This is a genomic window from Burkholderia catarinensis (assembly GCF_001883705.2).
Lineage (GTDB): Bacteria > Pseudomonadota > Gammaproteobacteria > Burkholderiales > Burkholderiaceae > Burkholderia > Burkholderia catarinensis.
In genome coordinates, this window is sequence record NZ_MDEQ02000003.1 from 388,307 (window position 1) to 401,873 (window position 13,567).

The following is a 13,567-nucleotide window of genomic DNA, read 5'->3' on the forward strand; positions in this document are numbered from 1 at the left end:
GTCGTCAATGCTTCGTCGCGTCCGACATCACGATATTGACCGTCTTGCTCGGATCGCCCGCGAGGCCCATCGCGGCCGCGTCGTCGGTCGAATACATGTACGGACGGATCGCGTCGCCGTCGCCGGCGGTGCGGCCATTGGACAGCGTCACGGTCATGTTCTCGTCGTTGCCGGCGAAATCCTTGTCGCCGTCCACCTTGCTCACGTCCGGATTGCCCGCGCCGGACGCCTGCCCGTTGTCGGCCCCGCCGTCTTCGTACAGCACCTCGTTCGGACGCGTGTTGCCGTTCGCATCGGACGGCGAGATCCGCACGCCGATGTCGTGCGAACCGCCGACGAACGTGCCGGTCTGGCCCGGCGCAAGCGTGAGGGTCGCCTTGTTCTGGCCTTGCACGGAGTACGTGAACGACTCGGGCCGGTTCGTGTTGTTGGTGACGTTGAAGGTCTTGTCGTTGCCGGTGCCCGTATTGGCCACTTTCGACGACGCCGGATCGATGCCGTTGATCGCGGCGGCCTGCGCGACGCCGCCCGCGTTCGTCGACAGCGTGGTCGGGCCCGTCGTGGAGGTGCCGCCGGCCGGCGGGCCTTGGGTGTTTTGCGGGTTCTGGTCGATCGGTGTGTTCTGGCCGGTCGGCGGCGACTGCGGCGACAACGCGCTGTAGCTGGCGAGCGGCGCGGCCGATCTGCCGGCGCCGCCGACCGGGGGCGACGACGAATCGTCGCCGTTCTGCCCGGACAGCACGCTCTTGAGCGCGGCCATCAGTTCCTGAATGATCTGCGCGATCTGTTGCTGCGTACCGGAGTTGTCCGCCGACGACGCGTCGCGCGTGGAGTCGGTCTGGGCCGTCGGGGCGTTGCCCTGGAGCGTGATGGTGATCATGATCGCCGTTGTCCGCAGAGGGTGGACGCGATTCGTGTGCACCGCGTCGCCGTTCGCGCCGGCCGAACCGGGCCGGTCCCGCTTGCCGGCGGCATGCGCCGGAGCTGGTTCGACTTTATGCGTCCTGGCCGCACCCGGGCCGCGCGACCCGAAACGCCGGCGCGCGACGCGAAGCAACGCGACTCGGCGCGCCGGGCCGACCGGCCGCGGCCCGCCGACGGCGCGAATCGACTGCTGCTCGCCGTTCGCCGGTCCGATTTGCAAACCCGTTCGCAACCCAAACCCTTCGCAAACCCGTCACGGACTTCGCGCCGCCCGCATGGGCCGCCGCGGCACGCACCTATAGTGCGAGGGATCAGTCGATCACGCGATCCTCCGGAGGAGGCAGTCATGTCCTTGTCAGTGAACGCCATCGGGCCGACGAATTTCGACCCGCTGCAGAATTCCGGCTCGAACCAGGCGCAGATCATGCAGGTGCTGGCCGAGCTCGGGCCGATCCTGCAGGCGGTGTTCGCCGCGCTCAAGCAATCGTCGGCCGACGGCGGCGGGCCATCCGGCGGCAACGGCGGTGGTAGCGGCGCGAGCGGATTCCCGACGATCAGGATCGAGATCGGCGACGACGGCAATAGCAGCAATGGCGACAACGGCGGTGGCGGCAATGCGCCGACGCCGTTCACGCTGAATGCACAGAGCCCGCAAAACGCGCCGCCGCCGGACGCCGGTGCGCCGCAGGGCAACGGGCAAGCTGGCGGGCAGTCCCAGCCTCCCGCGCAAAACGGATCGACGTTGCCCGCGAACAGCGGCGGCAGCGCGGCGAATGCGATCGCGAACGACCTGCGCAGCCGCTACGGCCTGAACGACACGCAGATCGCGGGCGTGCTCGGCAACCTGCAGCAGGAAAGCGGGCTGAAGCCGAACGTCAACCAGGGCGGCGCCGAAGGCGCGCCGTCGGGCAACTTCGCGGACGACAACGCGAACGGCTGGGGGCTCGCGCAATGGGGCGGCGCACGCAAGCAGGGCGAGATCGCGTATGCGAAGCAGCACAACCTCGATCCGGGCAGCCTCGACGCGAATATCGGCTACATGAACCAGGAACTCGACGGCCCGTACAGCAAGACGATCTCCGACCTGAAGAACACGACGAACGTCTCGCAGGCCGCGCAGGTCTGGGACACCGACTACGAGCAGGCAACCGATCCGCAGATGGACAACCGGCTCCAGTACGCGCAGAACTTCCTGAAGGAAGGCCTCTGAGCCGTACCGGCCGCCCGGCGCGCCACCCCGCAGCGGATGGCGCGCCGGCACAGGGCGCGGGCCCGTTTGCGGGCCCGGCGGCTCAACTCGATACATACCGCGACGGCAGCGGCGGCGCGTCCGCGGAAATCGTGACGAGCGACGTGTTCAGCCAGCCCTGCGGCGTGCCGTTCGACTGCGCATACGCGCCGACGTACGGCATCATCCGCGTCGTCTGGTAGACCTGCGGCGTCCAGCCGGCCGGCGCGAGGAAGATCGACGTCGCGCGCTTCTCGCTGCATGCCGACGCGCCGTACGTCGAGATGTTCCACAGCGTCTGCTGATAGGTCGCGTAGTCGGCGTTGTGACGCGAACCGCCGGCCTGCCAGCCTTCGAGCTGGATGAACGTGTTGTACGTGCCGGCGCCCGCGAGCAGGTTGTTGACCGTGCGCCCGTACAGGAACGACAGGATCAGCCCGCAGTTCGCCGGCGCGAAATCGCTGCCGACGCTCAGGTAGTAGCGGCCCGTCGTGTTCACGACCGACGCGTAGTGCGAGTTGCCGATATCCGTCGACGTCGTCAGCCCGCTCGCACCCATGAAGCTGTCGAACGCCTGCATCGTGACGCCCGCCGGCAGGTCGCTCGTCGCGCTGATCGCGACGATGTGCGACCCGGCCGCCAGCAGCGTCAGGAACGCGGACAGCGTGGCGGCGATCCAGTTGCCTTGCGCATCGACGAACGGGAACGCGCGATAGCCCGTCAGCGCGAACACCGCCGGATCGGTGCCGGCCTGCCATGCGATCTGCGGCACCCACATCGTCAGCGGGCCGGCGCTCGATGCGCCGGACACGTACTGCTTCAGCGCATCGACGAGTTGCGCATCGGCGCCGGGCAGCACGGCATACGACGCGCCGTTCTGCCAGCGCTGCACCCATTGCGCGACGAAGCCCGCGAGCTGGCCGCCGGTGAAATCGGCGGGCGGCACGTAGCCGAGCGGGCCGGTGCCCTGGTACGCGGACTGGATCGCCGCGGCCGTGCGCACGTTGCTGCCGAACATGCTGTTCGCGAAATCCTGGCAGTTGTTGGCCGGCGGCGTCGCGAGCTGCGCGAGCGGGACGACCCATGCGCCGTTCGCGGTCGCGACGCCGCGATACAGGTTGAGGTTCGCGACCGAGTCGTGGCCGGGAAACGTGGCGGCGTCGGCGCCCGACACGTAGCCGGCCGACGGCGTGACGCTGACGGTGGTCGGTTGCGAGCCGAACGGATGCGTGTACGCGATCGCGAACGACGCATCGCCGCCGGCGAGGCTGAACGATCCCGTGCAATCGGCCCAGCTGTTCGACGCGCTGACGGCGGTCGATTGCCCGGTCGCGACCAGCGCCTGCGACGCCTGCGGCAGCGAGCCGCTCTGGCTCGCCGCGTTGCCGAACGCGAGCGTCGTCGACGGGATCGCATTGACGACGTTGATCGTGATCGAGCGATCGGCGATGCCGTAGCTGCGCGTGGACGCATCCGCGGCGCCCGCGGCGGCGAACGACGACGCGGACGTCGGGCTGCCGTCGCCGCCACAGGCGGCCAGCGTGCCGACGAGCGGCGACAGGGTCAGCGCGGCGCCGCGCTGGATGAAGCGCCGGCGGTTCGGCGCGCTCGGGCGTGCGGGTTTCGAAGCGGTCATGGGGCGTTCCTGGTCACGGGTTCGGGAGGCGGCAACGACGGTTCGGCGCATTGCACACGTGTGCAATGTCGGCCACGGAGTGGCGATCGCCGGCACATGCGCCGCGCCTATTTAAGCGGGTGATCGATGAAACGCCCGCGACGAAACCGAGTCGCGCGTGTGACGCCGCGCACGCGGCAACGCAGGGGCGGGAGCGGGAAATGCCGGCCGGACATTAGGGCGCCTGGCCGGGATCGGGTAAAGTGCCGTTCAACCTGCCGGTTCGACGCTACTAGACGACCGGTCTAATCGTTGCTAATATACGCCATCATGAATGCATCTTCAGGCGCGGAAGTCCGCCAGCACATCCTGAATATCGCGAAGCCGATCATGCTCTACAAGGGGTTTTCGGCGGTCGGGCTGAACGAGATTCTCGCTGCGGCGGGCATCCCGAAGGGCTCGTTCTACCATTACTTCGGCTCGAAAGAGGCATTCGGCGAAGCGCTGCTCGAATCGTATTTCGACGGCTATCTCGCGCATCTCGACAACCTGCTCGGGCATCAGGCCGGCACGGGCGCCGAGCGCCTGATGTCGTACTGGGGCAACTGGCTGCACACGCAATGTGCGGACGACCCGGAAGGCAAGTGCCTCGCGGTGAAGCTCGGCGCGGAAGTGTCGGACCTGTCGGAAGCGATGCGCACGGTGCTGCGGCGCGGCACGGACGCGATCATCGAGCGGCTCGCGGGCGGCATCGAGGCCGGGCTGGCCGATGGCTCGCTGAGCGCGGTCGACGATCCGCCGCACACGGCCGCGATCCTCTACGAGCTGTGGCTGGGCGCGACGCTGCTGGAAAAGATTCACCGTAACCGCAAACCGCTCGAAAGGGCGATGACTGAAACGCGGCGCATGCTGAACCTGCCGCCGGCCGCGCATGACGACGCGCAATCGTAAGTCGGGCGCGCTTGGGCGCGCCTTGTTTTTGCCCTGACTCTAGACGACTGGTCTACTCAATCCTGCATGACGAACGCTTCGCTCCACGTTACGCTGTTCCGATTATTCCAACCGCATGCGTGCGACCGCGACGGCCTGACCGCCGGCGCGGACGCACACGTGCGTTTTCTGCTGGTCCATCCCTGATCCGATCGTGCTCAAGAAGCACGTTTATTCCTGTTGACGGAGGCTCACATGTCGCAAAGCAAGACCGCAAACCGCCAGATCATCCTGAATTCGCGCCCGGTCGGCGCGCCGACGCCGGCCAACTTCCGCACCGAAACCGGTGACGTTCCGACGCCCGGCGCCGGCCAGGTGCTGCTGCGCACGGTCTGGTTGTCGCTCGACCCGTACATGCGCGGCCGGATGAGCGACGCACCGTCCTATGCCCCGCCGGTCGAACTCGGCGGCGTGATGGTCGGCGGCACGATCAGCCGCGTCGTGTCGTCGAACCTGCCCGCGTTCCGTGAAGGCGATCTCGTCGTCGCGGGCGCCGGCTGGCAGGACTATGCACTGTCGGACGGCCGCGACCTGATTCCGCTCGGCCGCGACCTCGCGCATCCGTCGTACGCGCTCGGCGTGCTCGGGATGCCGGGCTTCACCGCCTACACGGGGCTGCTGAAGATCGGCGAGCCGAAGGCCGGCGAAACCGTGGTCGTCGCGGCGGCGAGCGGCGCGGTCGGCGCAGTGGTCGGCCAGATCGCGAAGCTGAAGGGCTGCCGCGTGATCGGCGTTGCGGGCGGCGCCGACAAGTGCGCTTACGTGACCGGCACGCTCGGCTTCGACGCGTGCGTCGACCACCGCGATCCGGCGTTTGGCGCGAAGCTGAAGGACGCATGCCCGAACGGCATCGACGTCTATTTCGAGAACGTCGGCGGCGCCGTGTTCGACGCGGTGTGGCCGCTGCTGAACGACCATGCGCGCGTGCCGGTGTGCGGGATCATCGCGCATTACAACGACGCGGCGTACGACGACACGGCGGTGTCGACCGGCCATGACCGCGTGCCGGCGCTGATGGGCACGATCCTGCGCAAGCGCATCCGGATGCAGGGTTTCATCATCATGGATCACTATGCAACCGGCTATGCGCCGTTCATCAAGGAGATGAGCGAATGGGTCGCGCAGGGCAAGGTGAAGACGCGCGAGGATGTCGTCCCCGATCTCGCCGATGCGCCGCAAGCGCTGATCGGCTTGCTCGCCGGCAAGAATTTCGGCAAGGTCGTCGTGCGCGTGGGCCCGGACGAACTGGCCTGACGCCACGCACGGCGACACACAACGGCTGCACGCCGGCGTCGCGCAACGCCGGCTTGTGGCATGCTCGGTTCCGTTTCGATAGGAGTGACAAGATGGCGCTTCACGTAATTGCTTCCCTGTTCCTGAAACCCGAACACGCGCAGGCCGCCGAAGCCGAGCTGCGCAGCATGGTCGTCAAGACGCGCACCGAACCGGGCAACCGGCGCTACGACCTGTTCCGCGAGCAGGACGGCTCGCCGAACCTGCACCTGTACGAGATCTACGACGACCAGGCCGCCTTCGACGCGCACCTCGCGAGCCCGCATTTCGGCGAATTCCGCACGAAGTCGGCTGACTGGTTCACGGCGCCGCCGGTCATCAAGGCGCTGTCGGGCATCGACGTGGCCGAGTAACGCCGCAGGACCCCCGCCGCGCATCGCGCGACGGCAATGACAATGACGACACGGCGCGCCCGTCGCGCCGCTTCCCCAATACACCGGCCCCGGAGGCTGAATGGTCACCCTCAACATCAACGGCGAGAACCGCACGGTCGACGCCCCCGACGACATGCCCTTGCTCTGGGTGCTGCGCGACGTCGTCGGTCTCACCGGCACGAAATTCGGCTGCGGGATCGCGCAATGCGGCGCGTGCACCGTGCATCTCGACGGGGTCGCCGCGCGTTCGTGCGTACTGCCGGTCGCCGCCGTCGCGGGCCGCAAGATCACGACGATCGAAGCCGTCGGTGCGACGCCGGCCGGCCACAAGGTCCAGCAGGCATGGCGCGAGCTCGACGTCGTCCAGTGCGGCTACTGCCAGTCGGGGCAGGTGATGGCCGCTACCGCGCTGATCGCGTCGAACCCGAACCCGAGCGACGCCGACATCGACGCGGCCATGGCCGGCAACATCTGCCGCTGCGGCACGTACAACCGGATTCGCGCGGCCGTGAAGCAAGCCGCGAAGGGAGCGTGACATGTCACGTGGACTGATCGAAGCAGGGCAAGCCGGCACCGGCGTATCGCGCCGCTCGTTTCTCAAACTAGGCATGTCGCTCGGCGCGGCGGCCGGCGGCGGCTTGCTGCTCGGCTTCAGCCTGCCGGCGGCGGGCGAAGACGCACGCCGCTCGGTGATCGGCGGCGATGGCGATGAAACTGCGCGCGCCGGCGTATTCGCGCCGAACGCGTTCGTGCAGATCGACCGCGCCGGCAAGGTCACGCTGGTGATGCCGAAGGTCGAAATGGGGCAAGGCGTGTATACGGCGCTGCCGATGCTGATCGCCGAGGAACTCGAAGTGCCGCTGTCGAGCGTGACGCTCGATCATGCGCCGCCGAACGAAAAGCTGTTCCTCGATCCGCTGCTCGGCGGCCAGCTCACCGGCGGCTCGACGTCGGTGCGCTACGCCTGGGAACCGATGCGCCGCGCGGGCGCCACGGCGCGCACGCTGCTGGTCGCGGCGGCCGCGAAGCAATGGCAGGTCGATCCAGCCACCTGCCGCGCGGCGAACGGCGAAGTGCAGCATCCGCCGAGCGGCCGGCGCGCGTCGTACGGCCAGCTCGCCGACGCCGCGGCGAAGCTGCCGGTGCCGAAGGACGTCGCGCTGAAGAAGCCGGAGGATTTCAAGCTGATCGGCACGCCCGCGAAGCGGCTCGATTCGCCGGAGAAGGTCGACGGCACCGCGCAGTTCGGGCTCGACGTGCGCCTGCCCGGCATGCTGTACGCGGTGATCGTGAACAGCCCGGTGTTCGGCGGCACGGTGGCGAGCGTCGACGACACGGCCGCGAAGAAGATCCCCGGCGTGCGCCAGGTGGTGCGCGTCGACAACGCGGTCGCGGTGGTCGGCGATCACACGTGGGCCGCGAAGCGCGGCGCGTCGGCGCTCGTCGTGAAGTGGAACGAAGGCGCGGACGCGAAGGTGTCGATGAAGGACATCGTCGCCGATCTCGCGCAGGCCGCGGCGAACGGCAAGGGCGCCGTCGCGCGCAAGGAAGGCGATGTCGGCAAAGCGTTCACGAACGCGAAGACGCGCATCGACGTCGTCTACGAACAGCCGTTCCTCGCTCACGCGACGATGGAGCCCGTGAACTGCACGGTGCACGTGCGCGGCGACGGCTGCGAGATCTGGGTCGGCACGCAGGTGCCGACGCGGGCACGCGATACCGTGCAGCAGCTCACGGGCCTGTCGCCCGACCGGATCGTCGTGCACAACCACCTGCTCGGCGGCGGCTTCGGCCGGCGGCTCGAAACGGACATGATCGGCCAGGCCGTGAAGGTCGCCAAACAGGTCAACGCGCCGGTGAAGGTCGTCTGGACGCGCGAGGAAGACATCCAGCACGACATGTATCGCCCGTACTACTACGACAAGATCTCGGCGGGGCTCGATGCGAACGGCAAGCCGGTCGCGTGGCAGCACCGGATCGTCGGCTCGTCGATCATCGCGCGTTTCGCGCCGCCCGCGTTCAAGGACGGCGTCGATCCCGACGCGGTCGAGGTCGCGGCCGAGCTGCCGTACGACCTGCCGAACCAGCTCGTCGACTACGTGCGGCAGGAGCCGCGCCACATCCCGACCGCGTTCTGGCGCGGCGTCGGGCCGACGCGCGGCACCTTCGTCGTCGAAAGCTTCATCGACGAACTGGCCGCGCAAACCAAGACCGACCCGGTGCAATACCGCCGCGCGCTGCTCGGCAAGACACCGCGCGCGCTGAACGTGCTCGACGTCGCGACGAAAGCGGCCGGCTGGGGTGGCGCGTCGCTGCCGAAGGGGCAAGGGCGCGGCGTGTCGGTGATGCATGCGTTCGGCAGCTTCTTCTCGATCGTCATCGACGTCGCAGTGGACGGCGGCGAGGTGCAGGTCAAGCGCGTCGTGTGCGCGGTCGATTGCGGGATGGTCGTGAATCCGAACACGATCGAGGCGCAGGTGCAGGGCGGCATCATCTTCGGGATCACGGGCGCGCTGTACGGCGAGATCACGATCGAGGACGGCCGCGTCATGCAGACCAACTTCACCGATTACCGGATGATGCGGATCAACGAGACGCCGCCGATCGAGGTCCATCTGGTGAAGAGCGGCGAAGCGCCCGGCGGGATCGGCGAACCGGGCACGGCCGCGACCGCGGCCGCGCTGTCGAACGCGATTTTCGCGGCAACCGGCACGCGGCTGCGCAAGCTGCCGGTCGGCAACCAGCTGAAGACGGCCTGAGGGGAGGACACTGCCATGAGAAACCTCACCCTGAATCACGCCACGAACGCGCTCCGCGCATCGCTGCTCGCGCTGTCGGCGCTGCTGGCCGGCACGGCCGCGCACGCGGCGCAGACGGCGCCGCCCGACAGCGCACTCGTCGCGCGCGGCGCGTATCTCGCGAAAGCCGGCGACTGCGTCGCGTGCCACACCGCGCCGCGCGGTACGCCGTTCGCGGGCGGCCTGAAGATGGTCACGCCGATGGGCGCGATCTACACGACCAACATCACGCCCGATCCGGCCACCGGCATCGGCGGCTACACGGAAGCCGAATTCGCAAGCGCGCTGCGTGCGGGCGTCGCGAAGGACGGCCGTCACCTGTATCCGGCGATGCCGTATCCGTCGTACGCGAAGCTGAAGGATGACGACGTGAAGGCGCTGTACGCGTACTTCATGCACGGCGTCGAACCGGTGAAGCAGGCGAACCGGCCGTCCGACATCCCGTGGCCGCTCAACATGCGCTGGCCGCTCGCGTTGTGGAACATGGTGTTCCTCGACACGAAGCCCTACGCCGACAAGCCGGCCAAGGACGCGATGTGGAACCGCGGCGCGTACCTCGTGCAGGGGCTCGGGCACTGCGGGTCGTGCCATACGCCGCGCGGTGTCGGCTTCCAGGAGAAGGCGCTCGACGAAGGCGGCACGGCGTTCCTGTCGGGCGCCGCGATCGACAACTGGTTCGCGTCGAACCTGACCGGCGAGCACAATACGGGGCTCGGCCGCTGGAACGAGGCTGACGTCGCGCAGTTCCTGAAGACCGGCGCGAACCGGCACGCCACGGCATTCGGCTCGATGGTGAGCGTGATCAACCACAGCACGCAGGCGCTCTCCGACGACGATCTGGCGGCGATGTCCCGCTACCTGAAATCGCTGCCGGCCGCGGGCGGCACGGGCGCGCCGCCGTACAACCCTGATCCGAAGGCGACGCTGGCGGTGCTGGGCCGGCCGGCGGCCAATCCGGGCGCGAAGGTGTATAACGCTTACTGCCTGCATTGCCACGGCGTGGACGGGCGCGGCTACGCGCCGCTGCTCGCGCCGCTCGCCGGCAATCCGAACGTGCTCGAGACCGATGCATCGTCGCTGATCAACGTGACGCTGAACGGCAGCGATACGCTCGTGATCGACGGCGTGCCGTCCGCGTATCCGATGCCGGCGTTCTCGAACCAGTTGAACGACCAGCAGATCGCCGACGTGCTGACGTTCATGCGCGCCGGCTGGAACAACGGCGCGCCGGCCGTGCAGGCGGCGGACGTCGCGAAACTCCGCAAGGCGACGGCTGCCGCGCGCTGAGCGCGGCCCCAAGCGGAACGACGGCGGGCCGGCGTGCCTGCCGTCGACGCCATCGGGTGGTTGTCTGCCCCGGCGGCTTTGCTCTTTCTGTCAACCGGCGCGCGGCCGTTCGCGGCAGCGCGCGTTTTATCGACGCAATGTAGGGGTGTCTGGATGGCTAACGTGACTTATACGGATACGCAACTGCTGATCGACGGCGAGTGGGTCGACGCCGCGAGCGGCAAGACGATCGACGTCGTGAACCCGGCGACCGGCAAGCCGATCGGCAAGGTAGCCCACGCGGGCATCGCCGATCTCGACCGCGCGCTCGCCGCCGCACAGCGCGGCTTCGAAGCCTGGCGCAAGGTGCCCGCGCACGAACGCGCGGCGACGATGCGCAAGGCGGCCGCGCTGGTGCGCGAACGCGCCGATGCGATCGCGCAGTTGATGACGCAGGAACAGGGCAAGCCGCTGACCGAAGCGCGTGTCGAAGTGCTGTCGGCGGCCGACATCATCGAATGGTTCGCGGACGAAGGCCGCCGCGTGTACGGCCGGATCGTGCCGTCGCGCAACCTCGGCGCGCAGCAGACCGTCGTGAAGGAGCCGGTCGGCCCGGTCGCGGCGTTCACGCCGTGGAATTTCCCGGTCAACCAGGTCGTGCGCAAGCTGAGCGCCGCGCTCGCGACCGGCTGCTCGTTCCTCGTGAAGGCGCCGGAGGAAACCCCCGCCTCGCCGGCCGCGCTGCTGCGCGCGTTCGTCGACGCGGGCGTGCCGGCCGGCGTGATCGGCCTCGTGTACGGTGATCCGGCTGAAATTTCGTCGTACCTGATCCCGCACCCGGTGATCCGCAAGGTCACGTTCACGGGTTCGACGCCGGTCGGCAAGCAGCTCGCCGCGCTCGCGGGCCAGCACATGAAGCGCGCGACGATGGAGCTGGGCGGGCACGCGCCGGTGATCGCCGCCGAGGATGCCGACGTCGCGCTCGCGGTGAAGGCCGCCGGCGGCTCGAAGTTCCGCAACGCGGGTCAGGTCTGCATTTCGCCGACGCGCTTCCTCGTGCACAACAGCATCCGCGACGAATTCACGCGCGCGCTGGTCAAGCATGCCGAAGGGCTGAAGGTCGGCAACGGCCTCGAGGAAGGCACGACGCTCGGCGCGCTCGCGAACCCGCGCCGGCTGACCGCGATGGCGTCGGTCGTCGACAACGCACGCAAGGTCGGTGCCAGCATCGAAACCGGCGGCGAACGGATCGGCTCGGAGGGCAACTTCTTCGCGCCGACCGTGATCGCGAACGTGCCGCTCGAAGCGGACGTGTTCAATAACGAGCCGTTCGGCCCGGTCGCGGCGATTCGCGGTTTCGACAAGCTCGAGGACGCGATCGCGGAAGCGAACCGTCTGCCGTTCGGGCTGGCCGGCTACGCGTTCACGCGTGCGTTCGCGAATGTGCACCTGCTCACGCAGCGCCTCGAAGTGGGGATGCTGTGGATCAACCAGCCGGCGACGCCGTGGCCGGAAATGCCGTTCGGCGGCGTGAAGGATTCGGGCTACGGGTCCGAAGGCGGGCCGGAAGCGCTGGAGGCGTACCTCGTCACGAAGTCGGTGACGGTGATGGCCGTCTGACGGCCGATTGACCGCGCGCGCCGCCGCCCCTGGCGCGGTGCGCACGCGAACGGCGCAAGCCGGGTGTCATGCCCGGCCTGCGCCGTTTTTCGTTGTTTTTCACGTCACCATGCCGTGGCGATTCCCGGCATCGGCGAAGACGATCCCGCATTCAGCCCGGCGTCGCGACCAGTGCCGCGGTCTGGCCCAGCCAGTCGGCCGGATCGCCGCGATGATAGATATGCTCCGACGGTTCGATATTGTCGATGAACCGCTGGTAGATCACCGCTCGCCTGGCCGTCGCGATCGGCGCGAGGAGGGCGGCGGCGCGCACCGGGTCGCTGCCGGGCCGCTTCGCCAGCCATTCGCGATTCCAGTGGTCCTTGATCGTCGCCGCGTACTCGCGCGGAACGGCGTCGAGAAACGCGGACTGGTCGAGCAACGGGTGGCCGATTCCGCTGTCGCCCCAATCCAGCAGCGTGAGCACCGATCGCGTTCCGCGAAAATTGCCGGGATGGCAGTCGCCATGCACGAGCGTATTCGGCAATCCGCATGCATCGATTTCGGCAAACCGCGCCGCAAGACCACTCACGAAATACCGCAGCGCCGCGCGTTCGTCGCGAGACAGCGCCTCGCCGGCTCGCTCGGCGACATCCGCGATGTCGGCTGCAAGGCCCGCACCGCGCCAGTCGGGCAAGCCCATCGTGCGCAATGCGTCGACACGGTCGATCCACGCAGCCTGCATGTCGACCAGCAGCGTCACCATGTCGAGCAGTTGCGGCAGCGCGGCGTCGAACTGGTCGTCGCCCGGGATCTCGGCGAGCAGGATGCGCCCGCATTCGTCCTGCCCCAGCAGGGTCGGCACATGCCGGCCGGCCAGCGCCGTGATGACGCTGCCCTCATGACCGAGGAACGGCGGCACCACTTTCAGCCAGGCCGATTGACCGCCGATCGGGATGCGCCAGACGCTGGACAGATTCCAGGTTCGCACCTGCACGGGTTTGCCGCTGGCCGACAGGCCGTGACCGGCCAGCACGTGCGCCGCCCAGCCGAGATCGGCCGCGGGGCCGCCGGGCCGTGCGTAGCGCTGGCGCAGTGAATGGGGCTCGATGTTCCCGGTCCAGCATTCGGCCGGAACGGGCTCCGCGATCTCGGCCAGATAGGTGACTTCGCCGCCGGGTGCACGGTCGCGGGCGGTTTCCAGCAGACGCAGGATCGTCACGTCGACGCGATGGCGTTCGCGCGCGGCACGCACGACCGACTCCACTTCCTGCCACCACGGGATCGCGACAGGCATCGGCGGCAGGCAACCGACCACCGAGCCGTCCGGCGTCACCAGCACCAGCCGCGCGACGCGCGGCGGCAGTGCGGCTGGATCGAGGATCCCCGTCATTGTGCTCATTTCGCTCCCGACCGGCGCCAATGGCCTGTGCAGGACGAGCGTATCTCAATTCGCGAATGCCCGGCCGGGCGGTTGCGC

General features: G+C 68.6%; 11 protein-coding genes. 8 read left to right on the top strand and 3 right to left on the bottom strand.

The window, feature by feature from the left end; genetic code table 11:
• Nucleotides 1-4: 4 nt before the first annotated feature.
• Nucleotides 5-880: a hypothetical protein gene (locus BFF94_RS07040; RefSeq protein WP_219139150.1), complete on the bottom strand. Its 876-nt coding sequence runs from the start codon at nucleotides 878-880 to the stop codon at nucleotides 5-7.
• A gap of 390 nt (nucleotides 881-1,270) precedes the next feature.
• On the opposite strand from BFF94_RS07040, the gene BFF94_RS07045 reads away from it, so the two are divergent.
• Entirely contained in the window at nucleotides 1,271-2,134 is an 864-nt protein-coding gene (locus BFF94_RS07045; protein WP_246637237.1) for a phage tail tip lysozyme, read from the top strand.
• 82 nt (nucleotides 2,135-2,216) lie between these two features.
• Here BFF94_RS07045 and BFF94_RS07050 read toward each other — a convergent pair whose 3' ends face one another.
• Nucleotides 2,217-3,788 (bottom strand): hypothetical protein, encoded by a 1,572-nt coding sequence (locus BFF94_RS07050; protein ID WP_128843456.1) that lies wholly within the window; start codon nucleotides 3,786-3,788, stop codon nucleotides 2,217-2,219.
• A 309-nt stretch (nucleotides 3,789-4,097) separates the two neighbouring features.
• Between BFF94_RS07050 and BFF94_RS07055 the strand changes: the two genes are divergently transcribed.
• The 7 genes from BFF94_RS07055 to BFF94_RS07085 all read left to right on the top strand — a co-directional run bounded on the left by BFF94_RS07055 (nucleotide 4,098) and on the right by BFF94_RS07085 (nucleotide 12,108).
• Entirely contained in the window at nucleotides 4,098-4,718 is a 621-nt protein-coding gene (locus tag BFF94_RS07055) for a TetR/AcrR family transcriptional regulator (RefSeq protein WP_128843455.1), read from the top strand.
• Between the two features lie 234 nt (nucleotides 4,719-4,952).
• Nucleotides 4,953-6,011: an NADPH-dependent curcumin/dihydrocurcumin reductase gene (curA, locus tag BFF94_RS07060; protein ID WP_128843454.1), complete on the top strand. Its 1,059-nt coding sequence runs from the start codon at nucleotides 4,953-4,955 to the stop codon at nucleotides 6,009-6,011.
• A gap of 92 nt (nucleotides 6,012-6,103) precedes the next feature.
• Complete coding sequence (locus tag BFF94_RS07065) at nucleotides 6,104-6,403, top strand: putative quinol monooxygenase (RefSeq protein ID WP_128843453.1); 300 nt, start codon at nucleotides 6,104-6,106, stop codon at nucleotides 6,401-6,403.
• Between the two features lie 100 nt (nucleotides 6,404-6,503).
• Nucleotides 6,504-6,959 (top strand): (2Fe-2S)-binding protein, encoded by a 456-nt coding sequence (locus tag BFF94_RS07070; RefSeq protein WP_128843452.1) that lies wholly within the window; start codon nucleotides 6,504-6,506, stop codon nucleotides 6,957-6,959.
• 1 nt (nucleotide 6,960) lies between these two features.
• Entirely contained in the window at nucleotides 6,961-9,183 is a 2,223-nt protein-coding gene (locus tag BFF94_RS07075) for a xanthine dehydrogenase family protein molybdopterin-binding subunit (RefSeq protein ID WP_128843451.1), read from the top strand.
• Nucleotides 9,184-9,198: 15 nt separating this feature from the next.
• The gene (locus tag BFF94_RS07080; protein WP_219139151.1) at nucleotides 9,199-10,509 is read left to right on the top strand and encodes a c-type cytochrome; all 1,311 of its coding nucleotides are present in this window, start codon (nucleotides 9,199-9,201) and stop codon (nucleotides 10,507-10,509) included.
• A 153-nt stretch (nucleotides 10,510-10,662) separates the two neighbouring features.
• A complete protein-coding gene (locus BFF94_RS07085) occupies nucleotides 10,663-12,108 on the top strand; it encodes an NAD-dependent succinate-semialdehyde dehydrogenase (protein WP_128846790.1) in 1,446 nt (481 codons plus the stop codon).
• Between the two features lie 151 nt (nucleotides 12,109-12,259).
• Here the strand turns inward: BFF94_RS07085 and BFF94_RS07090 are convergent, their stop codons facing one another.
• Entirely contained in the window at nucleotides 12,260-13,489 is a 1,230-nt protein-coding gene (locus BFF94_RS07090; RefSeq protein WP_128846787.1) for a phosphotransferase family protein, read from the bottom strand.
• Nucleotides 13,490-13,567 lie beyond the last annotated feature (78 nt).

Bases quoted from the DNA above. Each gene is read 5' to 3' on its own strand.
- BFF94_RS07040 (WP_219139150.1), bottom strand. From the start codon at position 880: ATGATCACCATCACGCTCCAGGGCAACGCCCCGACGGCCCAGACCGAC.
- BFF94_RS07045 (WP_246637237.1), top strand. From the start codon at position 1,271: ATGTCCTTGTCAGTGAACGCCATCGGGCCGACGAATTTCGACCCGCTG.
- BFF94_RS07050 (WP_128843456.1), bottom strand. From the start codon at position 3,788: ATGACCGCTTCGAAACCCGCACGCCCGAGCGCGCCGAACCGCCGGCGC.
- BFF94_RS07055 (WP_128843455.1), top strand. From the start codon at position 4,098: ATGAATGCATCTTCAGGCGCGGAAGTCCGCCAGCACATCCTGAATATC.
- curA (WP_128843454.1), top strand. From the start codon at position 4,953: ATGTCGCAAAGCAAGACCGCAAACCGCCAGATCATCCTGAATTCGCGC.
- BFF94_RS07065 (WP_128843453.1), top strand. From the start codon at position 6,104: ATGGCGCTTCACGTAATTGCTTCCCTGTTCCTGAAACCCGAACACGCG.
- BFF94_RS07070 (WP_128843452.1), top strand. From the start codon at position 6,504: ATGGTCACCCTCAACATCAACGGCGAGAACCGCACGGTCGACGCCCCC.
- BFF94_RS07075 (WP_128843451.1), top strand. From the start codon at position 6,961: ATGTCACGTGGACTGATCGAAGCAGGGCAAGCCGGCACCGGCGTATCG.
- BFF94_RS07080 (WP_219139151.1), top strand. From the start codon at position 9,199: ATGAGAAACCTCACCCTGAATCACGCCACGAACGCGCTCCGCGCATCG.
- BFF94_RS07085 (WP_128846790.1), top strand. From the start codon at position 10,663: ATGGCTAACGTGACTTATACGGATACGCAACTGCTGATCGACGGCGAG.
- BFF94_RS07090 (WP_128846787.1), bottom strand. From the start codon at position 13,489: ATGAGCACAATGACGGGGATCCTCGATCCAGCCGCACTGCCGCCGCGC.